At 70.8% G+C, this 24,379-nt stretch carries 21 protein-coding genes and 1 pseudogene; 7 read left to right on the top strand and 15 right to left on the bottom strand.

Going from position 1 to position 24,379, the window contains the following annotated elements; all coding sequences use genetic code 11:
• The first annotated feature begins 7 nt into the window (after positions 1–7).
• Positions 8–1,858 (top strand): hypothetical protein, encoded by a 1,851-nt coding sequence (locus ABD844_RS12015; protein WP_344876064.1) that lies wholly within the window; start codon positions 8–10, stop codon positions 1,856–1,858.
• Between the two features lie 88 nt (positions 1,859–1,946).
• Here the strand turns inward: ABD844_RS12015 and ABD844_RS12010 are convergent, their stop codons facing one another.
• The 3 genes and pseudogenes from ABD844_RS12010 to ABD844_RS12000 all read right to left on the bottom strand — a co-directional run bounded on the left by ABD844_RS12010 (position 1,947) and on the right by ABD844_RS12000 (position 5,383).
• Positions 1,947–3,602, bottom strand: coding sequence for an aldo/keto reductase (locus tag ABD844_RS12010; protein WP_344876062.1), 1,656 nt, complete (start codon positions 3,600–3,602; stop codon positions 1,947–1,949).
• Positions 3,603–3,692: 90 nt separating this feature from the next.
• Positions 3,693–3,965 (bottom strand): annotated as a pseudogene (locus tag ABD844_RS53095) (Gfo/Idh/MocA family protein); the annotation flags it as partial.
• A 119-nt stretch (positions 3,966–4,084) separates the two neighbouring features.
• Complete coding sequence (locus ABD844_RS12000) at positions 4,085–5,383, bottom strand: glycosyltransferase (protein WP_344876058.1); 1,299 nt, start codon at positions 5,381–5,383, stop codon at positions 4,085–4,087.
• A gap of 132 nt (positions 5,384–5,515) precedes the next feature.
• On the opposite strand from ABD844_RS12000, the gene ABD844_RS11995 reads away from it, so the two are divergent.
• Entirely contained in the window at positions 5,516–5,809 is a 294-nt protein-coding gene (locus tag ABD844_RS11995; protein ID WP_344876056.1) for a hypothetical protein, read from the top strand.
• Positions 5,810–6,038: 229 nt separating this feature from the next.
• Here ABD844_RS11995 and ABD844_RS11990 read toward each other — a convergent pair whose 3' ends face one another.
• From ABD844_RS11990 to ABD844_RS11945, 10 genes are read right to left on the bottom strand one after another with little or no spacing between them, the layout of a single operon-like run.
• Positions 6,039–7,025, bottom strand: a complete 987-nt coding sequence (locus ABD844_RS11990) for an isopenicillin N synthase family dioxygenase (RefSeq protein WP_344876054.1) — start codon at positions 7,023–7,025, stop codon at positions 6,039–6,041.
• Positions 7,015–8,256, bottom strand: a complete 1,242-nt coding sequence (locus ABD844_RS11985; protein ID WP_344876052.1) for a glycosyltransferase family 2 protein — start codon at positions 8,254–8,256, stop codon at positions 7,015–7,017. The genes ABD844_RS11990 and ABD844_RS11985 overlap by 11 nt, the downstream gene beginning before the upstream one ends.
• 52 nt (positions 8,257–8,308) lie before the next feature.
• On the bottom strand, positions 8,309–9,460 hold the full coding sequence (locus ABD844_RS11980) for a VOC family protein (RefSeq protein ID WP_344876050.1): 1,152 nt from the start codon (positions 9,458–9,460) through the stop codon (positions 8,309–8,311).
• Positions 9,457–10,380, bottom strand: coding sequence for an SDR family oxidoreductase (locus ABD844_RS11975; protein ID WP_344876048.1), 924 nt, complete (start codon positions 10,378–10,380; stop codon positions 9,457–9,459). Before ABD844_RS11975 ends, ABD844_RS11980 begins: the two co-directional genes overlap by 4 nt.
• Entirely contained in the window at positions 10,377–11,423 is a 1,047-nt protein-coding gene (locus ABD844_RS11970) for an ROK family protein (protein ID WP_344876046.1), read from the bottom strand. The genes ABD844_RS11975 and ABD844_RS11970 overlap by 4 nt, the downstream gene beginning before the upstream one ends.
• Positions 11,420–12,538 (bottom strand): sugar phosphate nucleotidyltransferase, encoded by a 1,119-nt coding sequence (locus tag ABD844_RS11965; protein ID WP_344876044.1) that lies wholly within the window; start codon positions 12,536–12,538, stop codon positions 11,420–11,422. Before ABD844_RS11965 ends, ABD844_RS11970 begins: the two co-directional genes overlap by 4 nt.
• Position 12,539: 1 nt before the next feature.
• Positions 12,540–13,790 (bottom strand): sedoheptulose 7-phosphate cyclase, encoded by a 1,251-nt coding sequence (locus tag ABD844_RS11960; RefSeq protein WP_344876042.1) that lies wholly within the window; start codon positions 13,788–13,790, stop codon positions 12,540–12,542.
• Positions 13,791–13,794: 4 nt separating this feature from the next.
• A complete protein-coding gene (locus ABD844_RS11955) occupies positions 13,795–15,045 on the bottom strand; it encodes an MFS transporter (RefSeq protein WP_344876040.1) in 1,251 nt (416 codons plus the stop codon).
• Between the two features lie 11 nt (positions 15,046–15,056).
• Positions 15,057–15,311 carry a phosphopantetheine-binding protein gene (locus ABD844_RS11950; RefSeq protein ID WP_344876038.1) on the bottom strand — a complete coding sequence of 85 codons (255 nt, stop codon included), beginning with the start codon at positions 15,309–15,311 and terminating at the stop codon, positions 15,057–15,059.
• Between the two features lie 22 nt (positions 15,312–15,333).
• Positions 15,334–16,884, bottom strand: a complete 1,551-nt coding sequence (locus ABD844_RS11945; RefSeq protein ID WP_344876036.1) for a GMC oxidoreductase — start codon at positions 16,882–16,884, stop codon at positions 15,334–15,336.
• 226 nt (positions 16,885–17,110) lie between these two features.
• On the opposite strand from ABD844_RS11945, the gene ABD844_RS11940 reads away from it, so the two are divergent.
• The 5 genes from ABD844_RS11940 to ABD844_RS11920 all read left to right on the top strand — a co-directional run bounded on the left by ABD844_RS11940 (position 17,111) and on the right by ABD844_RS11920 (position 22,600).
• The gene (locus ABD844_RS11940; protein WP_344876034.1) at positions 17,111–18,211 is read left to right on the top strand and encodes an acyl-CoA dehydrogenase family protein; all 1,101 of its coding nucleotides are present in this window, start codon (positions 17,111–17,113) and stop codon (positions 18,209–18,211) included.
• Between the two features lie 81 nt (positions 18,212–18,292).
• Complete coding sequence (locus ABD844_RS11935; RefSeq protein ID WP_344876032.1) at positions 18,293–19,411, top strand: DNA glycosylase AlkZ-like family protein; 1,119 nt, start codon at positions 18,293–18,295, stop codon at positions 19,409–19,411.
• A gap of 61 nt (positions 19,412–19,472) precedes the next feature.
• Positions 19,473–20,759: a DegT/DnrJ/EryC1/StrS family aminotransferase gene (locus ABD844_RS11930; protein WP_344876030.1), complete on the top strand. Its 1,287-nt coding sequence runs from the start codon at positions 19,473–19,475 to the stop codon at positions 20,757–20,759.
• A gap of 10 nt (positions 20,760–20,769) precedes the next feature.
• Entirely contained in the window at positions 20,770–21,951 is a 1,182-nt protein-coding gene (locus ABD844_RS11925) for a hypothetical protein (RefSeq protein WP_344876028.1), read from the top strand.
• Entirely contained in the window at positions 21,941–22,600 is a 660-nt protein-coding gene (locus ABD844_RS11920; protein ID WP_344876026.1) for a hypothetical protein, read from the top strand. The genes ABD844_RS11925 and ABD844_RS11920 overlap by 11 nt, the downstream gene beginning before the upstream one ends.
• A gap of 28 nt (positions 22,601–22,628) precedes the next feature.
• Here ABD844_RS11920 and ABD844_RS11915 read toward each other — a convergent pair whose 3' ends face one another.
• Both ABD844_RS11915 and ABD844_RS11910 read right to left on the bottom strand, forming a co-directional pair.
• Positions 22,629–23,606 (bottom strand): Gfo/Idh/MocA family protein, encoded by a 978-nt coding sequence (locus ABD844_RS11915; protein ID WP_344876024.1) that lies wholly within the window; start codon positions 23,604–23,606, stop codon positions 22,629–22,631.
• Positions 23,599–24,379 (bottom strand): inositol monophosphatase family protein (locus ABD844_RS11910; protein WP_344876022.1); only part of this gene is annotated, 781 nt, incomplete at its 5' end. The genes ABD844_RS11915 and ABD844_RS11910, both read right to left, overlap by 8 nt.

The raw sequence follows: 24,379 nt of genomic DNA, 5'->3' as shown, positions 1-24,379 counted from the left end.
CGGGACCATGCCCCCCAAGAACTTCGACGGGATCGACCCGGCCCTCATGGCGGCGATGAACCGCGACATCGCCAACGCCCGCACGCAGATCAGCACCCATGTGCCCAGGCTCGAGGCCGCCTTCGCCAAGGTGGGCCTGCCCACCGCCGGGTTCGGCGCGCTCAAGGCCGTCGGCGGCTGGGTGGACTCGCAGTACCCGATGTTGCAGCGCCGCCAGAGCATGGCTCAACAGCTCGCCAGCGAGGGCCGCGTGTACGGCCTGACGCGCACGCCCAAGGTCCCGGGCGAGTCGCTCGGCCAGTTCGCCACCGTCCAGGAGGCCCAGCAGAAGGCCGCCGAGCTGGCCCGAGCCTTCCAGGCGGGCAAGGGCGGGGACGCCCTGTCCGGGCAGGCATGGGAGCAGGTGTCCAGGTACTCCAACGACCCCGACTTCGCCGCGGCGCTCGTGCGCGCGCTCGGCCCCGCCAAGCTTGCGGAGCTGGCCCATGGCACGAAGTCGGACCGCGACGGGACGGACGGCGTCAACCGTTTCGCGGCACTCCGGCAGATTCTGGCCACGGTCAGCCACCAGGGACTGATTGACAAGCGTTTCCGCGACTCCTTCAACCCCGGCAACGTCCCTGTGGACGAGCTGGAACTGCTCGGCATGCTCACGCAGGACGGCGTCTGGGATCCCCAGACGATCGTGGAGCTGGCCAAACGCGACCTGTCGGAGACCGGGGGGCGGACCGACCCGGCTGGCAAGGGCAAGGGCAACATCGAGGTCATGAAGGGCCTGGTGCGGAATCCGGTCGCCCTGCAGCGGATCCTCGCGGACGAGACGTACGCCAAGGGCCTGCTGGCGCAGAACGTGTGGAATGCCGCGCCGTTCCGCCAGTCCGCGATGTACGCTCTTGGCCGCGCGCTCGACAAGAACGGCCCCGATCCCGAGCTCGCCCCGCAGGTCTGGGGCAACCTCATCAAGCACGGCCACAAGGGCCCCTTCCACGAGGCTTTGAAGGACGACAAGGCACTGGCCGCGCTGGTCACGGAGAAGTTCCTGCCCTTCTACGAGTCGGCCGCGTACCTGCACGCCCTGGCCTGGGCCCGGGATCAGAAGGTTCCCCTGCAGGAGGGTGAGTTCAGGCCGCCGAACATGAAGCCGCCCCCGCCGCAGCTGGGGGTCCGGCCGGATGAGGAAAGGCCGAACCTGGTGGCTGGGAAGCTGCCGCTGCCGAAGGGCGGGCTCATGCTGCCCGACGATGTCGAGCTCGCGCACATCCACCGCTTTCTCGGCGCGCTCGTGCAGCACGACGAGCCGCGCCTGGTCATCAAGCGGGAGAACCAGGCATTACTGGCACGCAGCCCGACGCTGGCCTACCTGGGCAGGATGAAGTTCGACCCCAAGAAGATGGGGCCCGGCGGAGGCCTGTTCGAGGCCATGCTCAGGGACGCCGGGAGCGTGGCGCTCTATCAGGGGATCTACAAGATGGCGGAGAAGGACGGGCTCGACGCCCGCGCCAAGAAGGAGATGTGGATCGAGGAGGGCGTCGGCCTCGCGGTCAGCCTCATCCCGCTGGACAAGCTGTTCAACAAGCCGGTCTCCCAGTTCGTCGCGGACCAGGCGATGGGGGTGCTGGAGAGCGAGTTCGTCAAGCATCTCAACAAGAGCCTGGAGAAGTCGGCGCGCAAGCCGATCGATCCGGACGAGGCCGCGGGTGAGGTGTACGACGCGTATGTCGAGGCCCTGACCGCGCTCATGATCAAGCATGGCATGGACCCGGTCGCCGTCGACAGTGTCATCGCGCAGAACAGGGCGGGCCTCGATGCCCTGTTCCGGATGGTGGACGGCGCCCACGAGGAGAAGAAGGGCCCCTGACGCTGCGGCTGCCGTTCGCCGGGGTTGTCACGAGAGCATTGTTCTCGTTGCGATCTTGCGCACCCTTCTACATGTGCGCGGCCGCTGGTCACGGCCGGTCGCCGCGTAGCCAGGCGATCTGCTCGGTGGACAGGTGAACCTCGGCGGCCCTGAAGCCGGCTCTCGACTCCTCGAGCGTCTTCGGCCCGTACAGGGCGAACGTCGGGAAAGGCTGGTGCAGGACGTAGCCCATGGCGATCGCCGAGGGCGAGACGCCATAGTCGCGGGCCAGCTTTTCAGCTCGCTGCTTCCGCTCGAAGTTCTCCGGCCCGTAGAAGCACCGCACCAGCATCGCGTCCGTCCGGTCCGAAGGATCGGCTCGAGTGAAGAAGTTGCGGGACCGGGCCGACCAGGCGAGTAGCGGCAACTGCCGTTCGGTGAGCCAGCGGATCGATTCCGCGTCGCAAGCGTCCAGGCAGCCGGGCCACGGCAACTCGTTGGGTTCGGCCAGGCCGAAGTAGTTGCTGAGCAGCGAAAAGCCGCGTTTGTCATTGGCCCGTGCCCAGGCGTTGGCCTCGTCCACCCGTCGGATCGACCAGTTCGAGCCGCCGAAAATCCGCACGAGGCCGGCGTCGGCGTGCTGATTGAGGACGTCGACGAACTCGTCGGCCGGTATGTCCTCGTTGTCGCGGTGCAGCAGATAGACGTCGAGGTGGTCCGTTCCCTGCCGCTCCAGCGACTCCAGGAGTTGACGGGTCAGCCCGTCCGGGTTGCAGTCCGGTGTGTGCGCGCCCTTTCCGATCACCACGACGTCGTCACGGATGCCACGGTTGGCAATCCACCGGCCCAGACGACGTTCGGCCTGTCCGCCAAGATAGAAGTGCGCGGTGTCGAACACGTTGCCGCCGAGCGTGACGTAGTGGTCGAACAGCGCGGACGCCGTGGGAAGATCGGGCTGGTGGTCACATCCCATGACAATCCGCGAGAGCGGCTTGCTCAGGCCCTCGATCCGGCCGGTGCCGCCGCCGTGGTCCACGCCGTCGGGCGGCGCGGGTGCACGCAGCGACAGCGCGGACACCGTTGGGATCGTCGCGTTGTCCCGCTCGAACGGGTAGCAGACCCCGACCGCCCTGCGCCATCGGTCGAGAGCCGCGCTGTTGCCCAGGGAGTCGGCGTTGCTGATCTGCTCCGGCTCCGAGCCGTGAATGCTTTTGGCGAAGGCGTCCACCTGTAGGGCGTACGCCCCAGGCGCAGGGAATGTCAGCTTCTGTGGCAGGTGTCCGACCCGGCGGACGATGACTCGCGGGCTCGTCGAGAGCGCCCATGGGTCGAGCATCTCGATCGTGCCCTTCGACCCGACGATCTGCACGGTGTTGTTGTCGACCATCCGCACACCCGCCCGTACGGACGCCGTCACCCCGTTGCCGAAGCACAACTGCGCGGTCGCCCACTCGTCGACACCGCCGTCGCTGAGGCTCCCATCGCCGGTGAGGCTCACCGGGTCCAGGAAGTCGACTCCGGCCGCGGCGCCCGCGATCGCCCGCGCCATCGACATCGGATAGCACCCGACATCAAGGATCCCGCCGCCGGCGAGGTTCGGATCGAACAGCCGCCCGTCGAGCCCGCCGGCATCTTCGATGACCAGGTCGGCGCTGACTTCGGTGGCCGTGTTCGGGGCGGAAGGTACAAAGAACGCGAATCCCGCGTCGATGTGACGTACCTCCCCGATCTCGCCGTCGCGCACGAGATCGCGGATCGCCGCCATCTGCGGGTGAAAGCGGAACATCATCGCCTCGACCAGGCGGACCCCGGCGTGCTGCGCGGCATCCACGACGGTCATCGCCTGTGCGTGGTTGACGGTCAGCGGCTTCTCGCACAGGACGTGCTTGCCGGCGGAGATCGCACGCATGGTGAGCTGGGCGTGGGTGGTGTGGACGGTCGCGATGTAGACCGCGTCCACCTGATCAGAGGTGGTCGCGTGATCTTCGGTGCCGTAGATCAGGTCGCCCTCGCAGAGGTCGCCGAACTCCTCCCCGAGCGCTCGGGCCTGATCAGGATCGCGATCGCCTATCGCACGCAACGTGCACCGCCGGCTGTCCGGCAACTGCCGCAGGAATCGGCGGGCCATGTTTCCCGTCCCGATCAGCGCCAGGCGCAGCTTGGCTGAGTCTGCCTTGTGGTTGGTCGTCAGCATGTCCATCTCGAATCCTCGTGCGCAACGGCGTGTAAGAAGGGGTGTACCTGGATCTATGGGACGGCCAGTTCCGCCCAGGCCAACTCACCGTCGTGCCGGGTCACGAGCATCGCGAGCCGTGAGGTGCCCCGATACGGAATGTCGGCGGCGAACGAGCCGTCTGGTTGCCGATCGAGCGCCACGATCTCCGGTGGAGAACCAGGGAACACGACCTCAACCTGCGTGGCTTCGGTGCTGTCCCACCGAACGGAGACCAGGTCCGCCTTGCGTACGGCGGCTCCGCACGGTTCGGCAGCCGGTGCGTCCGCCGCGACGTCGGGAAACGTCGTCCCCATCGTGGTCGCGGGGACCGCGCCTCTCAGGCAAGCCTCGAACAACAAGAGGAACCGTCGTGCCACGGCGTCCCAGGTGAATCGGCGTGCCACCGCCACCGATCGCGCGCGAAGGGCGGACACGCGCTCGGGATCGGTATCGATCAGCTTCACCAGATGGCGCAGACCCTCATATACCTCTTGGGTCAGCAGCGGATCATCGACCCGGAACGAACGCCGGACCGCGAGGCCGGCGGCTCCCGGTGACTCGAGGTCGTACGCGTGCTGGAAGTGCGCCATTCCCCGCTGCGCCGTGGCCACCGGGATCGTTCCCGCCGCCATGGCCTCGCCCATCGCCATCAGGAACGTGTCCAACTCGAACTTGGACGGGAACACCGACAGATCGCTCGCGAGCGCCCAGTCCATCAGGTCGGTCGTCGCCCTCGCCTCGGTCCGGACCCGGACGAGGTCGGGGTGCCGGGACGCCAGGTCGGCGAGCTCGGGGTTGTCGAGCGGTCGCGCGGTCAGGAAGTGCAGAAGCACGTTGCAGTGAACACCGTCATCCAGGAGTCGCGCGACGGCCCGGATCACTTCCTGCTGGCCCTTGTGCTGCAGCGCGTAGCGCCCGCTGTGGTAGATGGTCGGCAGGCCGGGGTCCAGGCCCAGCGCGTGCAGCGTTCGACGGCGCCGGTCGCCGGTTCGCTCGACGGCCCGCCACTCATCGCCGATGGCGCACCCGCATACGACCAGGCGGTCCTTGTGCCTGCGCAGTTCACGCGCGATGGCGAGCTTTCCGAAGAGCTGCTCGAACGGGGTGCCGCCCTGCGTGAGCAGGTGCTGTAGCTGACCCTCGGAGAGAAAGTCCATGGCCGCGACGGCGCGCAGTACGATCGCGAGCGTGCTGACGTAGTTCGCCGCCGACGCCGTGATGTGGTCGGCGTAGGGCGCGGTGCGCGGCAGGAATGACCGCATCGCCTGGTGCAGGTAGGACTCCAGCGGCGGATCGGCGAGCCCGTCCAGCACCGAGGTGTCGGCGCCCAAGTGGTCGAGGACCGCCCGCGCTGTCGGCTCGTACACCTTCTGGTTCACCGGATGGTTGGTCTGCACCGTGGACACCACAGTGAGCCCGCGGTCCGAGAGTGCGGCCGGTAGCAGGTAGTGGTCTCGGGGCTCGTGGAGGTGCACCACCGTTCCCGGTGGTTCGTGGTCCGCCAGGTAACGGGCGGCGGCGATCTGGAAAGCCAGCGGTTTCAGGAAGTCGAGGTCTTTGCCTTCGAGTTCGGCCGGCGGGTAACGGGTGTCCGGGTACAGATCGAGCAGACCGCCGCGCAAGAAGACGATGGGGATGCCATCCACCGTGATCCGCGCTGCGCGAACGGAGAGGCGGAGATGAACGGTCTCGGGGTGGCCGGTCCAGATGCCGGGATCCAGGCGGATCGGTACCTCTTCGTCGATCGCCCACGGTAGTTCTTCGACTGAGTGGGTTGCGGCCAGGTAGTCGAGCAGACCGTGGGCCGGAGTGATCGCGCATATCTCATGTCCGGCATCCCGGAACTTCCGGACCAGGTTCCAGAGATATACCGAGGTCCCTGCTCGTACGAGGCTGTCGTCGAAGCCGGTGAACTCGTAGTGGCACTCAACAATCCGCAAGGGATCAGTCCTGTTCTCGTTCGATGGGTGACTTCGAGCCCGATGATCACCGGATGCTGTTCTCCTCGAGCGTCAGAGACCCTCGGACCTTCTCCAGAATCGATTCGCCGGCGATGACCGGGCTCATCCCCCGGCCGCCTCCCGCGGGCGCCGCCAGCGGTACGACCTCCAGGTCAGGATCGGTCTCGAAGAAGTAGACCAGGGACACCAGCTCCTCGTCCGGAGCCTTGTCGCTGGGCGCGAGCACCCGGTGCCGCAGTGAGCGCCAACGGCCGTCCGTCCACAGCCGCATCAGGTCGCCCAGGTTGACGACCAGGGTGCCCGGCTCGAAGGGCGGTTCGAACCAGCCGTCCGCCTCGTTCCAGACTTCCAGCCCGCCGACGCCCTGCTGGCGGTCGAGGAGACTCAGCGTGCCGAAGTCGGTGTGCGGACCGACCCGCATCTGTCCTTCCACCACGCCGCCGACGGCCCGAAGCGAGGGATACCAGTTGACGTTCTGGGTCCATGTCGCCCGCTGCGATCTGGCGGTGAAGAAATCCGCCGGCAGGCCGAGGACGGCCGCGAGGACACCGAGCACCTCGTGGGCCACCCGCGTCATGTGGCCGGTGTACCGCAGTGCTGTGCCCTGCAGTCCGGGCTGTTCCGCCGGCCACTTGTTGTGCGGGTAGTACGTCGCGTCGTACGACGGGTCGCCGGTGCGGTGGGAGGGACCGACGTGATACGCCTCGTGCAGATCGGGTGCGCCGGCCTGCCCGTTCACGGCGCCGACGTCGAGCGCGCCCAGGCCACGCCAGCCGTTGTCGTAGGGGCGGCTGACCGCGTACTGCCGCTTCACCTCGGTGGGCAGGGCGAAGAACACCCGTCCCTGCGTACGCATGCGCTCGGTGAGCTCTGGCGGAACGTCGTGGCCGCGCAGGAGAAAGAGCCCGGTTTCACGCAGGGCGGTATCCAGCGCCGCGGCGATCTCCGAGCGGCGCGCAGGGCCCGACGTTCGCCACTCGGTCAGGTCCAGAACGGGGACGTCACGAGACACGACTGTCTTCCTTTCGCTCGGGCCGGTGGCCGGTTCCGGTCGTGTGCGTGAACCGGTGGACGTCGCCGATGGGTACTGAGGAAGGTCCCCAGCTCAACGCGGGTATGTGGGCGTTGACCAGTTCGCCGTCCGCGCGCAGCACTGCGGAGGACGGGTGGTACATGTGCAGCAGGGGATCGTGGTAGTGGTCGAAGGCGGAGTTGATGTCCATCCGGTAAGCGAAGTCGTTGTCCTCGCCTCCCCAGCCCTCGAAGCGTTCGTCCATCCCGCCGACCCGGTGGAAGGCGCTTGCGCGTACCCAGACGCAGCACCCAGGCGGTCGCCGCAGCACGAAGGCCCGCAGTCGGTCCGCGTTCACCTCGGCGGCACGCCGCCACAGCCGCTCCTCGATGGCCTTGGCGGTGGCTGACTCATCGAGGCACCACATGTCGCGGTAACTGAGATGCCCCATGACGCCGGGCTGGTGGAAGCGGGCGACGTTCCGCGCGATGAAGTCGCGGTCGACCAAGGCGTCCGCGTCCAGGATGCAGATGATCTCCGCCCGGGCGGGAGTGTTGACCACTCCGACGTTCACCGCCCAGGACTTGTTGAAAGGGCCGGGCTTGTACGCGTAGAGGTAATGGTCCGTACGGGGCAGGATGACGTCACGCCACCGCGGGCCTTCGTCCGTTTCCACGACCGTGACCTGGTAGAAGGCGCGCGGTACGGACTGGTCCCGCAGCGCCAGCAGACAGGCCAGCAGGTTGCGCAGCCGCGGCCCTGAGCCCTGTTGGCGGAACGGCACCACGACCAGCACCTGGGGAGCGTCGCCGGGCCTGAGCCCTTCGCCCGGGGTCAGGGTGGCGAGCCGCGCCGCCCCGACCTCGGCCTGGCCGGTGGCGGCGTAGTGCCGGCCCAAGTGGTAGCCCAGGCGTGAGTTGGACTCTGCCTCCCACGCCCGCGCGAAAAGAGTGCCGAGGGCCGGCCCGTCGCCGGCGAGCTGGATCAGCCGCCTGCGCAGGGCGAGGTGCAGGGCCGGGTCGGCCGGGCCCGCGCGCAGTTCGCCGACCAGGCGGGTGACGGTCTCGTCCTGGGTCCGCTCGGCCGCCTCCACCACCGCTCGGCGGTAGCGCAGTCCCCGTTCCCAGTAGAAGATGCTGGCCTCACGGGCCTGCGGGTCGAAGTCGACGGCCAGAGTCGTGACGACGGCCGTGGCCAGGAGTTCCGGATCAACGGGTGTCAGCGTGGCCACCGGGCATCCTTTCTGTCGCCGGCCGGATGCGATGCCAGGGCTCGCCGGGCGCTCAACGGTTCCACCATCGATCACCACCGGCAGGACGGCGTCTGGCGGCGGTGCCGCGCTCATAGGGCAGGGTTCCGTCAGGCATGTGCACCACCTCGATGTACAGCCCGATTCCGGTTCGGACGTACACCCAGCGGTCGCCGGCCAGAGGGCCCGCTGGGATGGTCTCGGGGGCGCCGAGCACCGTACAGCCCGGCTGCGCGGCCAGATACGCGGCCGCCGCGTCGACGTCGTCCACGTACAGCGCCAGGTGGTTGCCGCCCACGTCGCTGTTGCGGGGCCACGCGCGGCGCGCGCCGGGCGAGTCAGGGAAGCAGTTGAGCTCGATGTTGTCGGTAGGACCCATGCGCAGGGCCGTTTGGTGCAGGGTGCCTCCCCGCGGCACGCCCAGGGCCGCGGCCAGGTCAGGGTCGGTGAGGTCGGCTGTCGTCCGGTAGATCTGTTCGGCGCCCAGGACCTGGGTGCAGAAGCGTTCCGCTTCGTCCAGGTCGGCGACCGTGCAGGCCAGGTGGTCGACGTTGCGCGCGCTGGGTAGTGCGCCGGCCGTCGCGGAGCCGTCGTCGCGGTTGCGCCAGGCCGCGCACGGACCGAAACGGCGCGCCGGAGTGTGCCGTTCGTACGGCAGTGAGGCGGGCACCGAGCGCAGTTCGAGGGGCATGCCCCAGGGAGTGGTCACCCTGACCCATCGGATCCCGGCTCCGGGCAGCCCGTGAGGCACGGTCCGTACGGGCCCGTACGGGTGCCATGGCCCGCGGTCCCTCAGGGCCGAGACGGCGGCGTCCACGTCCGTCACGTGCAGACCCAGGTGCGTGCTGCCCAGGTCGTGCGGTCGCGGCGGAACCTCACAGTGGTCGGGCGAGTCGTAGGCGAAGAGCTCCAGGTTCGTGGCCGGGCCGAGACGCACCAGGGCTATCTCGGCGCTGGCCCGGGGATGGACGTCGAGGTGTTCGCGCATCCAGGCGTCGTCGTGGGCCAACGGGGGCAGACGGTAGACGAGTTCGCCGCCCAGCACCCGCACCGTGAAGTCGATCGCGACATCGAGGTCCGGGACCGTGAAGGCGATGTGATCGACCCGGCGGGCGCCCGGCACACCCTGGGGCGCGGTGGTCCGGGTCGCCGGCCTGAGGGCAGGCGGGCCGGTGTTCGCTGTCACACGGTGCTCCTCGGGGTCGGGGGAGTGTGTCGGTCGAGCAGGAGGCGGCTGCCCTCGCGAACCGGCCGCGCGGCCAGCCCGGCCGTCGCGGGGTGCGTCGCGAGCAGCCCGCTGGACAGACAGGTGGAGGCGGGGCGGCCGGCATAACGGCCGTTCGCCCGCGGCTCCGCCACCACCAGGCCGGGCGAGGCGCCTAGCTGCTCGGCGATGGCAGCCGCCCAGCCGGCCCGGGAGATCCGGTCCGGGCCTCCGAGATGGAGCAGCCGCGGCGGTGCCTCCGCCTTGGCGAGCGCGACGATCACCTCGACCACGTCGTCGATGAGCACGGGGGTCGCCCACTGGTCGATGGGCGCGGTCACCGGCCGGCCGGCCTGGAGGCGGTGCACGCAGGCGGCGAAGAAGTTGAGCCACTTGGGGCTGTCGGCGGGCTCCCATCCATAGATCAGGCTGACGCGCAGGAGGGTGCGGGCCGGCAGTTCGGCCAGGATCTGCTCGGCGGCCAGCTTCGCCCGCCCGTAGGCATTGGCGGGCCGGGGCGGAACGGACTCGTCGGGTGCCTCGGGCACTCCGTCGAAGACGTTGTCGGTGGAGATGAAGACGACGCGCCGGTTCCCCGCCGCCCGCGCCACCTGCCTGGCGGCCTCGGCATGGCCGTGCATCGCCGCCGCGGGGTGTTGTTCGCACCAGGTCACATCTGACGGGCCGTGCACCAGAACGACGGTGTCCGGCCGCGCCTGCTGCAACGCATCCCTGAACGCGCCGTCTTCGGTGATGTCGAGGCCGATCCAGTCCTGCCCGGTACCGTCACCGTGTGGTGCAGGAGGCGTCCGCGAAGCGAGGACCGCCTCCTCTCCCGACGTGGTCAGGTGACGGGCCAGTGCGCGGCCCACGAACCCACTGCCGACGACGAGCGTCCTCATGCGTCACCCCCGGCGGGCAGGGCCTGAGACAGCATCCGTGCCATCCCGATGAGGCAGTGGTCGTCATCCGCGGCGCCCAGCGAGAGCATGTCGCGTATCTCCGCGTCGGTGAGCCCGAAACAGCCGAGCTTCGTCAGCTCATCGCCGAGCAAAGTGACGAAGCGGGGCCCGATCGCCATGGCGAAGCCGCCGATGAACAGATAGCGCCGCACACCGATCGCCGTGAAGATGCAGTTGACCGCGAGGGCCAGGGGAACCAGGCAGGTGCGCAGCACTCGTGTCGCGAACGTGTCGTCCGCGCGGATGGCACGGGCCAGGTGTTCGTTCGTGATACCGGCCGGCCTGCCACCCGCGGGCCCGGCGAGTGCGGAACGGCCGAAGCCTTCCGGGTCGGCCACCGCGGCCCGGCCGACGGCCCGCAGCACGCCGCGGCCGGACGCCATCCCGCCCAGGTGGCCCTGGCCACCGCATTCGCAGGGCACGGCATCCTCGCCAGGGTCGACGCGCCAGTGCCCGATCTCGCCGCCGTGCCCGGAATCCGAGATCAGCACCTCGCCGTTGCGGAAGACCTTGTGCCCGATTCCCGAACTGACGGTGATCAGGCAGAAAGGGTCCGCCGCGGCGCTCGCGTAGCGCCAGGTGGCGGCGGTGATGTCATTGGCCACGACGACCGGCACGCTGAGCCGGCGGGTCAGGATGTCCGTGATGGGCAGGGGGGCCGCGTCCCTTCCCCACAGCGTGGGCCCGGCCAGCACGGTGCCGTCCTTGGTCATCGGCCCGGCGAACGAGACACCCACCGCACTCACCCTCGCCCCTTCTGGAGAGGCGAGGTAGGCCTTCAGCTCCCGGGTGAGCTGTTCCACGACCATGTCCTGCAACGTCTGGGCGGGCAACTCCCGGTAGCGGTCCAGGCCCTCGGTCGCCACGCGGCGGACCGATTCGGCTGAGCCCGCACCTTCGGCGATCCGGCCGATCCGCAGCGTCGTGCCGCCCAGATCGGCCACGACGTACGCCCGCGGAGCGCCCGGCGACACCGCGGTCATGAGGCGACACCTCCGAGCACCGGAGCCGGCTCGCACTGCTGCACGGTCCCGTCCTCCAGAAGGATGGCCGACTCCAGCGCGGCGCCTTCGGGGACCGTGGTCCCTGGCAGCAGCACACAGTCCCGTACGCGCGCACCGGCACCGATCGTGACGCCGGGGTACACGACGCTCCACTCCACCCGGCCGGCATTGGACAGGTCGGCGGGCACGATGCTGGCGCGAACGGCTCCCTCTCGCGCGACGTACCGCCGCCTGACGGCGGGGCGGACGGTGAGCGGCAACTGGGCCAGACTCATGGTCGGGGACTCGCTCAACAGGCCGCGGTGGGCCCGGTGGTAGCGGTCGACGGTGCCGATGTCCTCCCAGTAACCGGTGACCTCGTACCCGCGGATGCGCTCGCCCGCGGCCAGCATCGCCGGAATGACGTCGCGGCTGATGTCGTGCTGCCAGCGCGTCCCGTCCAGTTGCTCCAGGTAACGGCGCAGCGTACGGGCGTTGAAGATGCAGAACGCGGCGAACACCAGGTCACTGGTCGGCTCCGCCGGCTTCTCTGCGAACGCGGTGAGGTTTCCGTCGGTGTCGAAGTCCACCATGCCGAACAGCCGCACGTAGCGGCGCTCGATGCGCTGGTACGACACCGTCAGGGCGGCCAGGTCGGCACGGTGCTGCCGGATCATGTCGCCGTAGTCGACCCGGTAGACATGATCGGCGTGCAGGACCAGCACCTCGGACGGGTCTCCACCGAAGACGTGATCAGCCTTCCTGATCAGCGCGTCGGCCGTGCCGCGTTCGCTCGGCCAGGTGCGGTCGGGCAGCGCCTCGGGAACCCCTCCTGCGGCCTGCCGATAGGCCTCGTCGTACGGCCCGAAGTGCACGCGGAAGTCCCGCGGGCTGCCGTTCCACACCGTGTGCAGATCGTCCATGAGGCGCCGCTCCTCGTACTGCGACAGCAGCAGCGCCTCCCGGAAGCCGGAGCCGCGGGTGTTGGCGAGGCTGAAGTCGATCAGCCGGCTGGTGCCGCCGAAGGGGACCAGCGGCTTCAGCCGGCCGTGGCCGAGCGGGCCCATGCGGCGGCCTTCGCCGCCGGCCAGCAGAACCGCGCGCACTCCGTCCATGTCACGCTCCTCGGTTTCCGGAGGTCACGGCCAGCGCGCTGGTGCTCCCGCTGATGTCCAGCAGCACGGCCATGGCCGTGTCCAGTTCCGCATGGCTGACGTCGTTGACGAAGCGGGCGTGGCCCATCCGGTCAGGCAACGGGAGAAGCTGCTCGCCGTCCCGGTGCTTGACGGTGTCGGCGAGCCCTCGCGCCATGAGCTCCGGCGTGCAGAACGGGTGCCAGGTCGGCAGTCTCAGACTGTCCATGACGTGCACGATCCGCGCCAGGTCGCGCCGGTCGAGCAGCCCTCGCCGGTGGGCGAGCACGGCACTGAACGCCATGTCGATGCAGACGGCTTCACCATGCAGCAATCTGGGCAACGCCGCCATCTCGATCGCGGGCGAGAAGGAGTGCCCGAAGTCGACCAGTCTCCGTAGCTCGTGCTCCCAGAGATTGGGCTGAAGCTCCTCCAGCATGGAGTGGATGGCCCGGGCCATCACTTCCTCCGCCGTCTTCGCGCCGTCGGCGGAGTGTGAGGACTGCATCCGCTCCTCGACCAGGCGCGGACCGTGAGCTTCGAGGTGGTCGAACAACGCCGCGTCCTTGACGATGGCCATCTTGAGGATTTCGGCGAGCCCGTTCCGCAGGTGCCGGCGGCTGAGCGACGCCAGGAACTCCTGGTCGATCAGGGTGACCGCGGAGGGGTGGTAGGTCCCCAGGCGGTTCTTGTGCTGACGGAAATTGACTCCGGTCTTGGCGCCGATTCCCGCGTCCACCATGCCGATGAGGGTGGTGGGTACCCGAATGTAGGGAGTCGACCTGCGATACAGACTCGCGGCCAGGCCGACCAGGTCGGTGAGGACGCCGCCGCCGATGGCGATGACCGGCTCATGCCGGCGGGAGACCTCGAAGGCGTCCATCGAGGCGGCGATCTCGAAGACCGTCTCCATGCTCTTCACCGACTCGTGCGCGTCGACGACGCACACCTCGTGCTCGATTGCCTGTCGTGTGAAGTACCTGCGGATCCGCGCGCCGTACAGAGCGTGCACGGTGGCATCGACGACCACGAGACGGCGCCCGGGCTGTGCTTTCCTCGGGACGCCCGCGGCGGCCAGTGTCGGATTCGAGGAGTTGAGCAGGCCTGGACTCAGGACGACTTCGTAGGTGACCGACTTGCTGGTGCTGACCTGCCAGGTGCGGCGCGGCGGCGCCACGACGGTGCGCAGGCAGGGGCCCATCGCCTCCGGCATCGATTCAGGCTGGACCGTCATGTCGTCAAGCCTTTTCTCCCTGCGCTGCCGGCGGTTTCGACTGGTGAGCCGGGCCGTCTCCGTCCGTACGGGTGGGCCTGACCCGGCCGACCAGCATGATCACGGCGACGGCGGAAACGATCACCAGCAGCAGGGCGGCGCGCAGGTCGACGACGCCGGCGAGCGCCCCGATGAGCGCAGGCGCAGCCAGAAACGCCGGCCACTGCCCGAGGGCCACCACCGAGACCCCTTCGCCGGCGCTGACGCCGCGCTGCTCGCCGACCAGGCCGAAGATGGTCGGCAGCGTGCAGGCGACCCCGATGCCGAACACCGCGAAACCCGCGATCGCCGCCGCTGGATGAGCGACCGACAGGGCCAGCGCGATGCCGGCGGCGGTCACCACCGAGGAAACCTGGATCAGCCGCCGCCGGCCCAGGCGCGCCGCCACCTGATCTCCCACGAGGCGGGTGGCGGCCAGGCCCGCGGACATACTCGTGTACGCGATCGCCCCCATCGCCGCGCCCGCGCCGATGGTGTCGGCAGTGTAGATGGCGCTCCAGTAGGCGCCCGCCCCTTCGGAGAAGGACGCGAGGAACGCCAGGGCGGCGAGCAGGACCAGTCGCGGCGTGAACCGATCCCGCAGCCGGCGCCGCGGGCCGCTACTCCCGGACCTCGACGAGGAGTCGTCGGGGTGCCACCGATAGCTCATCACCAGCAGAAAGCACAGCAGGACGCTGGACACCGCGAGCTGCACCCCGGGCCGCACCCCCAGCGCGACGGCCACGACACCCAGGCCCCCGCCGGCCAGCATGCCGATGCTGAAACTGCCGTGGAAAGTGGACATGAGCGGCCGCCCGTACCGCCGCTCCACCTCCACCGCCTGGACGTTCGCCGGTGTGGACAGCAGCGTGGCGGCGAACCCGTACACGAGGATGCCGATCAGCAGCGCGGGCAGGGTCGGCGCCGACGCGGCCAGCGGTGCGCTCAAGAGCACGAGGACGGCACCGACCAGCGACAGGCGGGGGGTGCGGGTGCGGCCGATGAGCAGCGTGATCGCGGCGAGCGCCACCAGCTCGCCCGCCGTCGCGGCGAAGTAGGACAGTCCCCAGCCGGTGTCCCCGAGGCCGACTCCGTGCCGTACGTCGGGTGCCCGGGACGTCCAACTGCCGAGCGTCACTCCCTCGATGAAGAACAGCAGCAGCACGGCCAGACGTGCTCGCGCGTCGGCGGAGCGGAACGCGCCGTCGCGGTGGGCGGGTATCGCTTCCTGGGCCACGTAGCCTCTCCTCAGCCATCCGTGTGGTTCGGGTCTTCGTCGGACCGAGACTCGCTCTCCACCAAGGCGAGCACGTCAGCCACGGTGCGGAGCTCCGCGTCCATGAATGCCGTGTCGCTGAAGTTGAGGCCGAGTGAATCCTCGATGCTGACGATCGCGCGGACGAGGGCGAGCGAGGTGAGTTCGAGCCCGCCGCCGGAGAGCGGCGTTTGCGGCGTCGGCACCACGCCGTCGGCCGGACAGGCCTCGGCGAGTAGCAGATCCACGATGGCCTGCGAGCGGGTGCGGTCACGTGGCTCCGTCGGGAGACCTCGGTGCGAGGGAGTGGATGCCATGGCGGCCATGCTCGTCCGCTCCGATACGTCGTCCGTACGCGGCCGATACGGCCCGCGGCCTGGGCCCGCCGCTGTCGTGCAGATAGTCGAAGACCTGGTCGGCCGTGTGCCGCGCGAGAGCGAGGGTCGTCAGAGTGGGATTCGCCGCACCCGGACGGGGGAAGGCCGCGGGACCGACGACGAACGCCCCTGGCACGCCGCTGATCTGGCCCGTCGGCTCAAGGATCCGGCCGTAGGGGAGGGTGCCGCTCTCGTGGTCGGTGCCGCCGAGGGTGTTGACGTAGCTCTCGGCCCTGCCCGGTGCCGTGACGGCCCGGTCGAGATAGCCCGTGACCTCTCGCGTGGCCGTCAAGTAGTCCCCGAAGTCGAGGCGCGAGGCCGGCAAGGCCAGCGCGCCGGCCACCGAGTCCCACAACTGCTGCAGGCGCGCCCGCTGCCCGGCCACGAGGTCGGCGTCACGCGCGGTGAGACCCGTGCGGATGACGGCGCGCCACGGCGGCCGGACGCGGCCGGGGAACTCGACGGCGTTCAGCTCGGAGGGCTCCTGCTCGCCCATCTCCCACGCGTCGAGGAGCACTCCGCCGGCTCCGGGGACGTCGATGAGCTTCACGAAGAGGTTGCTGCGGGCGTCGGCGTCGCCGCGGACCAGGAGGCACGCGCCCTCGCCGCCGCCGCGACCCCACGGGTTCCGCGGCAGGTGCACCGTGAAGCCTTGCAGGATGTGATCGCTGAGGCCCGCATACCGGCCGTGCCGTGGGTCGCGGTCTCCGAGCAACTGTGCGACCAGGCGGGTGTTCTCCACCGTGCCCGCGGCCAGCACCACCGCGTCGGCCGTCGTCCACCGCGGCTTCGCCGCGCCGGGGTCGTGCAGCAGCGCCCGCAGGCCGTCACGGTGGGCCTCGAGGCTGATGGCACGGGCGCCGGTGCGCAGCCGCACCGTGGGGCTGTCAGCCGCGGTGGCCGCCGCGCCCCAGCCGGCGTAGAGCGGGCTGAAGGCCCGCCAGCGCGGTCCCGCGTCGGTCGCGAAGCGCTGTACGGCGAGCGGGGTGCGCTCGACGTCGGTGCGGATGGAGTCACTGAACCACTCAAGGAGCGACTCCTCGGTGTCGGACCGCGGCGCCTGCAGCGACTGCCCGGACCAGGCGGTCAGCTCCCGCTCGATCTCCTGGTAGAGACCCTCGTCGGCGCCGAGTGCCGCCGGCCACGGGGTGGCGTCACTCAGCGCCCACGGATCCATCCGCAGGACCACGCCGTGCCAGTAGAGTGATCGCCCGCCGAGCTGGCAGCGCAGCCCGGTGGCGCCGTCGTAATGCGGTGGGGCGGCGCTGGACCAGGGACGCCACAGGACGGGGTCCTCGCCGGGCACCCGCCAGCGGTCCTCGATCTCCTCCTCCGACATGACGGCGTTGATGTGGTCGTCCAGACTCCGCTCGCCTGCCTCGGCCAGGATGATCTCGCGCGCGCCGCGGGCCGCCAGCCGTTGCGCCGTGGCCAAGCCGCTCATGCCACCACCGATGACGATGACACGCGGTTCTGTCGTCGGGCCATGCGGTTGCTCGTTCACTCGTGGCCTCCGTCCTTCGTGGGCTCGTGGTCGGCCCCGCCACGGCGCGGACGCGGCGGCCGGGCCAGGGAAAGAGCGTCGCCTTCGCCGATACGCGCGGCGTACGCACCGCCGGCACGGGCCGCCGACGTACCGTCCCCGTATCGGCGAGCCGGACCATCGCTGAGTGACTTCCCACCAGACTTCCGAGTGGTATCGCGCCGCCGTGGCCTCGGCGGCCGTCGAGGCCGCTGAGCGCGGCCTCGACGGCCGCGGCCTGTGGCAGTTGCTGGGCTCTCGCGGCCTGGTAGCGGCGCTCGCGCAGGACCGGGGCGGCGTGCCGGAGCCGAGTCGGCTCGCCGCCCTGCTTGAGGAGCTGGACGCGCGGTTGTCCGTCGGTCTCGTGCTGTCGGTGTGCGTTCAGGCGGCGTCGGTGGTGCCCCTGCTGGCCGAGGCCGCGGGGGACACCGGCCCGGATGGCCTCGTCGACTCCGCCGTCCGCGGGGACGCGGTGGTGGCATTCGCCGTAACCGACGCCGCGGCGGCCGGATCGGACGTGATGAGCGCGCAGACCGAGGTGACGGGCGATCCGCCGGTGGTGACGGGCGTCAAGCAGTGGATCACCAACGGCGCGGACTGCGATCATTTCCTCGTTCTGGTCCGGCGGCGGCCCGCCCGGCACTTCACGAGCTTCGGCTGGGTCGTCGTGCCCGCGCGGGCGGACGGCGTCACCGTGCGCCCGGTCGGACGGCAGGTCTTCGCGGCGGCGCGCCTCGCGGACGTGGAGTTCAAGGCCGCCCGCGCGGGCGGGCCTGGGCTTGTCGGCCCGTCCGGCCGAGGTCTGGCCATGTTCGCCCGGCACGTGGCCACCGAACGACTGGCCGGCGCGCTGTGGTCGCGAGCTCTGTGCCGCCGGGTGCTTGCTGACACGCGCGAGTGGCTGACCGGCCGGCCCTCCGGCGCGGGTGTGCTGTGGGACAGCGAGGCCGTCCGCCAGCGGTACGCGGCCTGCCTCGTGGAGTACGCCCGGCTGGATGCCATGTGCCGGTGGGCGGTGTCCGGAGATCCGCAGACTCCGGCGCGCGCCATGGCGTTGAAGGCCGCCGCCGGCGAGGGAGCCCTGCGCATCGTCCGTGAGTGCGCGGACCTACGGGGCGCCGACGCGTTCAGCGACGGCGGGCTGGCGTTCGTCAGCATGCAGACCGCGATGTTCGCGGTCGCCGGCGGCGCGACCGGGGCGCTGCTGACCGGCCTCGCCGACCACGCGGACGATCTGCTTCGGCAGTGATCGCCCGCCGCCGGCCGGTGTCCGGCTATCGTGGCCGGGCGCCCGGACCGCGGCGCGCGGACGCGAGACGGTGAGGTCGGTGTGCCTGCGAGCGAAGAGGCCGAACAGGTTACCTGGTCGCAGGTGCTGAGCTGGCGTCTCGTCCAGCAGCACTTGGCACCCCGAATGCCGTCCGGAGGCGTCGCCGACGTGGCGTCCGCGCTGTGCGGGCTGCACGCCCAACTGACGTCCTCGGCGGAGCTGTCCGCGGTGGCGCGGCTGCGGAACCCGAGGGAGCACGAGCTCGAAGAGTCCCTCTGGAACCGGCGGGACCTGGTGAAGCTCTGGGGCGTACGCGGCACCCTGCATTTCCTCCCGGCCGCCGAGCTCGACGAGTGGCTGTCGGTGTTCGGGACCTTCGGCAACTACGGGATGGGCAAACCGGACGTGCGCCGCCTGGTGGACATGGTCGGGCGCGCTCTGTACGGGCGGCACCTCACCAGGGTCGAGCTGGCGCGGGAGGTGGACCGGCTCTGCGGCAGCGCCGAGTACGGCCGGCTGCTGACAGAGAGCTGGGGAACCGCGCTCAAGCCCGCGTCGTTCAGCGGCCGGCTCTGCTTCGCGCCGGGGGAGGGTACGACCGTCCGCTTCACCCACCCCGGCTCCTGGGTGGGAGCCGACCCGTCGTCCGTACCCCCGCACGACGCCCGCCCGGCGGTGGCCCGCCGCGCGCTCGCCATGCACGGCGCCGCCGGCCTGGAAGACCTCACCCGCTGGCTGGGCACCGGCTCGGGCCGGACGGTCGAGCTGCTCGCCTCGCTGGGGCCGGCGGCGGTCCCGGTGACGATCGAGGGCAGGCCCGGCTACGCGCTCGCGGAGCACCTTCCGGGCCTGCGAGCGGCGACGGAGCCCAGAACCGTGCGGCTGCTGCCCGCGTTCGACCAGTGGACGATCACCCTCCCCCGCGACACCGACGCCGGCCTGGCGCCGGTACACCGCCCTCGCGTCTACCGGCCCCAAGGATGGCTCTCCCCGGTGATTCTGGTCGGCCACCGGATCCGCGGCGTATGGAGGGCGACCCGGCAGGGCGGCGGGCTGCTGGTGACGCTCGAAAGCTTCGGCCGAGGGCTGCCGCGATGGGCGATGCTGGCCGCGGAACACGAGGCGGAACGGCTGGCCGCCGTCTCCGGGCGGCGCCTGGCGCTCACGTGGGAAGCATGAGAAGGCCGAGACGTATGCACGCACGTATCGCGACCGTATCGGCGCCGCCAACGCTGGGCGCATGGCTTATTTGACGACCCCATCGGCCCAACTGGCGGTCTCCGGTGGGAAACCCGTAAGGCCGCCCACCCGTCGCTGGCCCACGTGGCCGAAGCCCGCACCCGAAGCCGAGTCCCTGCTGCGTGAGGTCCTGCACAGCGGCCGGTGGGCGATCAGCAGCCCGGAGGGAAGCGAGCTGTTCGAACGCAGGTTCGCCCGCGAGTTCGCGAGCTACCTCGGAGTCCGTCATTGCGTGCCGGTCGACCACGGCTCCAGCGCGCTCGTCGTCGCCATGGAGGTGCTCGACCTTCAGCACGGGGACGTCGTCCTCGTACCCGCACTCACCTGGACCGCCTGCGCCACGGCGGCGCTCCGCGCCGGCCTGGTCCCGCTGCTCGTCGACATCGACCCCGTTTCGGGTTGCGTGACCCCGGAGTGCCTCGACGTCGACGTCGAGGCCCGTGCGGTGATCGCGGTCCACTGGGCGTGCAGGATGGCGGACATACCGGCGCTCTCCGCCGCCGCGGCGGCCAAGGGCATGACCGTCATCGAGGACGCCGCTCAGGCGCACGGCGGCGAGTGGCGCGGACGCCAGGCGGGCTCCATGGGACGGTTGGGGTGTTTCAGCTTCCAGAACGGCAAGGCGCTCACCGCGGGTGAAGGCGGCGCCGTCGTCACCGACGACTCCGAACTGGCACCGCGCCTGGAGGAGCTGCGGGCCGACTCCCGCCGCTACCGTCACACGCCGAGTCCGTCCGGCGGACTGGACCTTGAGGAGACGGCGACCATCCAGGGCGCGAACCACTGCATGAGCGAGTTCAACGCCGCGCTGCTCTGCGCGCAGCTCACCGTCCTCGACCATGAGGTCGGAGTGCGGACCCGCAACTGGCGCAAGCTGGGGGAGCTGCTCGCCGGCGTGCCCGGGGTCCGCCTGCTCGAACCCGCGGCGGAGCAGACGAAGATGGCGATGTACGAGGCCACGATCGTGTTCGACGAGCTGCCCGGCGGCATGGACGTCGACGACGTCGCCGACGCGCTCTCCGCCGAACTCGGCCGGCGGTTCTACGTCACCGACACCCCGCTGCACCGCAGCCCACTGCTCGCGCCCTGGACCAAGCCGGCGCTCGCGCCGCTCGCCAAGCGGTTCGTCGACCTGCACGCGGGGCGCTCCTACCCGCACGCGGACCACTGGGCGAACCACTGCGTCCAGACGCACCACAGTGCCTTCCTGGGCGAAGAGCGGGACATGCACGACATCGCCGAAGCGATCATCAAGGTCACCACGACCCACCGGCCACCGTCTGCTTAGCGAGGGTCCCATGACGGTCCGCGAGGACATCACGCTCAGCGTTGTGATCATGCACCACCCTGCCCGCCGGGACGCCCTGCCGTCGCTGCTCGCGGCCTGCGACCCGCTGCCGGTGCGGGTGGTGGAGGACCCGGACCCCGGCGGGCCGCCGAGCCCTCTGCGGACCGCCAAACGGGCCTGGGCGGCGGTGGCCGAAGGCGCGACGCACCACGTCGTCCTCCAGGACGACGCGGTGCCCGTGCACGGTTTCGCCGCGCAACTGGCCCGGGCGGTCGCGGCGCGGCCGGGCGATGGCGTCACGCTCTCGGTTCAGCAGACCAGCCCGCGCAACTCCTACGCCGTCCGCCGGGCGGCGCTGGCCGGCCAGGCGTGGGCGCCCATGTCCGTGGTCGAGTGGACGCCCACCCTCGGGCTCGCGCTGCCGGCGGCGGAGGCACGTGCCCTGGCGGCGTACTTCTCCGAGTTCCCTGACGAGCTCCTCGAGGACGACGACTTCGTGACACCGTTCTGCGTCGCGCGCGGCCTGCGGGTGTTCGCGACGGTGCCGAACCTGGTGGAGCACGCCGGTCTGCCCAGCCTGTCCGGGTACGAGGCCGAAGGTCACCGGCCCGTCACCGTCTACGAACCCCGCTGGCTGATCCCGCAGGACCACTGGTCGGATCCCGCGCGCGGCCTGGCCCCCGCCTTGGCGGAGACCGGGCGGGGGGACGTCGCCGTCGAGCTGCGCGAGTCCCGGTGCGGGTTGCGCTTCTTCCGCCCGGGCACCGACGAGCCGCTGGAACACCCCTACACCTGGGACTGGCACGATTGGGCCGCGCTCACCGGCTTCGATGGCGAGCGCGTGGTGTCCGCGTGGGAATGCGCCGTCGCGGTCGCCGAGCGGCGTGGTGACCCCGGCTACCTCCTGTACGCGCGAATGCCCTGCCTCACCCTCGAAGTATGGGCCGCGTCGTTCCTCACGGGTGCCCTGCCGCCCAGGCTCTCCACCCCGCTCCGCGGCACCGAGTTCGAGGCGCTGGTTCGGCGCCGCGCCCTGGAGACCATGCTCGACACGGGCCTGTCGGCGGCGGACCGGAAGGCGCTGACGGCCGGCGACTCTGCCGCGCTGCTCGACCTCGCACTGTCAGGGGCAGCGGCGGGCCATCAGACACGATTTTCCAGAACCGGACAGGAGGCCGCCCATGCGAGATGAGACGCCGCGAGCCCTGCTTCCCGCGGTCAGGTCAATGGCGCGCAGGGAAGCCGCCGCGCTGCTGCTGCACCCGCGCCTTGAAGCGTGGCTCACGGCACCCGCCGTCACGGTGTCGCTCCGGGTCATACCGTGCCCGTGGCCCGGTTGCGCCACCCCGCCCACTCCCACGGGTCTGCTGCCCGTCGCGGCGGCGGAATCGCCCGGTCGTGGCGAGCGTCCCGCTGAGGGAACCGTCACGCTCAGCGCCCTGTCCTGCGAATGGCTGAGCGCCCGTGCACTGCTCCCGCTCGCCCTGGGCGGAGCCGGCGGACGCGTCCCCCGCGCCGTCACGACGCGCGCCGCCGCACTCGTCCGGCTCCTTGCCCGCACGACGCCCGGCGCGTGGGTAGCAGGGCTTCCCGAACTTGACGCCCGTGAGCGCTGGCTCGACGGCACACTCGCGATCGCGGACGTTCCCCCGACGGCAGACTCGTGGCCGGCGGAGCCGGTACTCCCGGCGTCGTCGCGCAGGCTTGGGCAGGCCCACATGGTCAGCCCGCATCTGGCAGCGGAGGAGACCCGAGCGCTGAACGACGCCTACATGACGTGGCGGCGTTCCGCTGTCACGGCCGCGTTCGAGCAGGCGGACAAGGGCCAGAACGGCGCGTGAGGAGCTCTCCGCCGTTCGACACGACCTTTCAGCACGCTTTCAGCGCGGCCGTCGCCGCCTCGGCGACCTCCAGAGTCCGAATCGCGTCCTGCAGTTCCGCTTCGCAGGACCTGCCGGCCCTGACCAGGTCGGCAAAAGATTCGGCCTGCCGAATCAGGGCGGTTTCGAACGCCGTGGGCTCCGCGGGACCGATGAGGCAGTGCCGCTCGTGCCCGCGCGAGCCGAAGACCTCGACCATCACGGTATCCCCTGAGGAGTGGTACCGGCCGAGGCTGACCGTTCCCAGCACCCCACCGGACAGGCGCAGTGACGCGCACGCACCGTCCACGTCGCCGCTCGCGGCCGGATCCTCGACGTGGACGGCCGCCATGGCGTGCACCTCGATGACATCCTGTCCCGTCAGGTAGCGGATCTGGTCCACCTCGTGGACACCCATGTCCACGAAGATGCCACCGCTGGTGGACCGGAACGCGGCGGCCGGCGGTTCCTCGTCCCACTGGGACGCGGCGACGAGGTACAGAGAGCCCAGGTCGCCGGCCCGGATTCGGTCGCGCAGCGCGGTGAGCGCGGGCAGGTGCCGGCGCCAGTACGCGACCTGCACCGGCACCCGCTGCCGGCTCGCGAAATCGGCGGTCTCGCGGAGTTCCGCGGCCGAGCCACCGCCGGGCTTCTCGCACAGCACCGGTACGCCCGCGGCCACCGCTTCCCGCGTCAGCCGCGCGTGCTCGTCAGTGGGAGCCGCCACCAGGACGCCCTCCGGCGGTTGTCCGTCGAGCAGCTCGCGGAGGCCGGCGTGGACGCGCAGCCCGGCTTCGGCCAGGACCGCGCGGGTCTCGGCCATCGGCTCGACGACGTCCGTCACCGCGACCTTCTTGCTGAGGGCCAGGGCCCTCAGGTGGGTGCGGCCCATCCTTCCCGCTCCCACGAGCGCGAGCCGGAAGCGGCCGTCGCGGTCTGGTCCGTCAAGGGCCGCGGACGCGCCGGTCCCGTATGTCTGCTCAGTCATCGAGCCACCCGCTGACTGCCGCGACCGTGGCAGGACCGCCGGCGACGAGGACGTGGCGACCGTCGGGCTTGCGCCAGCGACGGCTCGTGCCGCCCGCGGCCTCGACCAGAGCCAGGCCGGCCGCGACGTCCCAGGGCTTGGGGTCGATGCTGACGAATCCGTCGAGTTCGCCCGTGGCGACCGCTACCAGGTCGCAGACGGTCGACCCGGAGTTTCGCAGGTCCTGCACGCGGCCCGCGAGTTCGGCGAAGCAGCGGTACGCCGCCGCGCGGGCCGGGGAGGAGCTGGGCACCGCGAAAGAGATGAGGGCGGAGCCCGGGTCCCGGCCGGTGACCCGCACCGGGCGGGAGAGGCTGGACGTTGCGACGCCGTGGGAGACGGCCAGCCAGTGTCCCGTCGCCGGCAGCACCACGGCCGCCGCCAGCACGTCGCCGTCCCGCTCGGACTCCACAGCCACGCTGACGGCGAACCTGTCGATGCCGTGCGTGACGTTGACCGTGCCGTCGAGCGGGTCCACGACCCAGCGCAGGCCCGACGTTCCCGGCCGGTGCCCCGACTCCTCGGTGAGCCAGGAGTCGCGCGGACGGGCGGCGCTGATCACGTTGCGGATCGCCTCGTCGCTGGCGAGGTCGGCGGCCGTCACCGGGTCGCGGTCGTGGTGATCCCCGGCGGCCTGGTCCCGGTGCGCGCGTACTGCGCCCAGCCGGGCGACCACCTGGTGCTGGCCCACCACGGCGGCGGCCAGCGCCAGCTCGACAAGGCCCGGGCCGGCG

The sequence above is a fragment of the Nonomuraea antimicrobica genome, assembly GCF_039536965.1.
GTDB classification, from domain to species: domain Bacteria; phylum Actinomycetota; class Actinomycetes; order Streptosporangiales; family Streptosporangiaceae; genus Nonomuraea; species Nonomuraea antimicrobica.
This window is presented reverse-complemented; position numbering and strand designations above follow the sequence as displayed.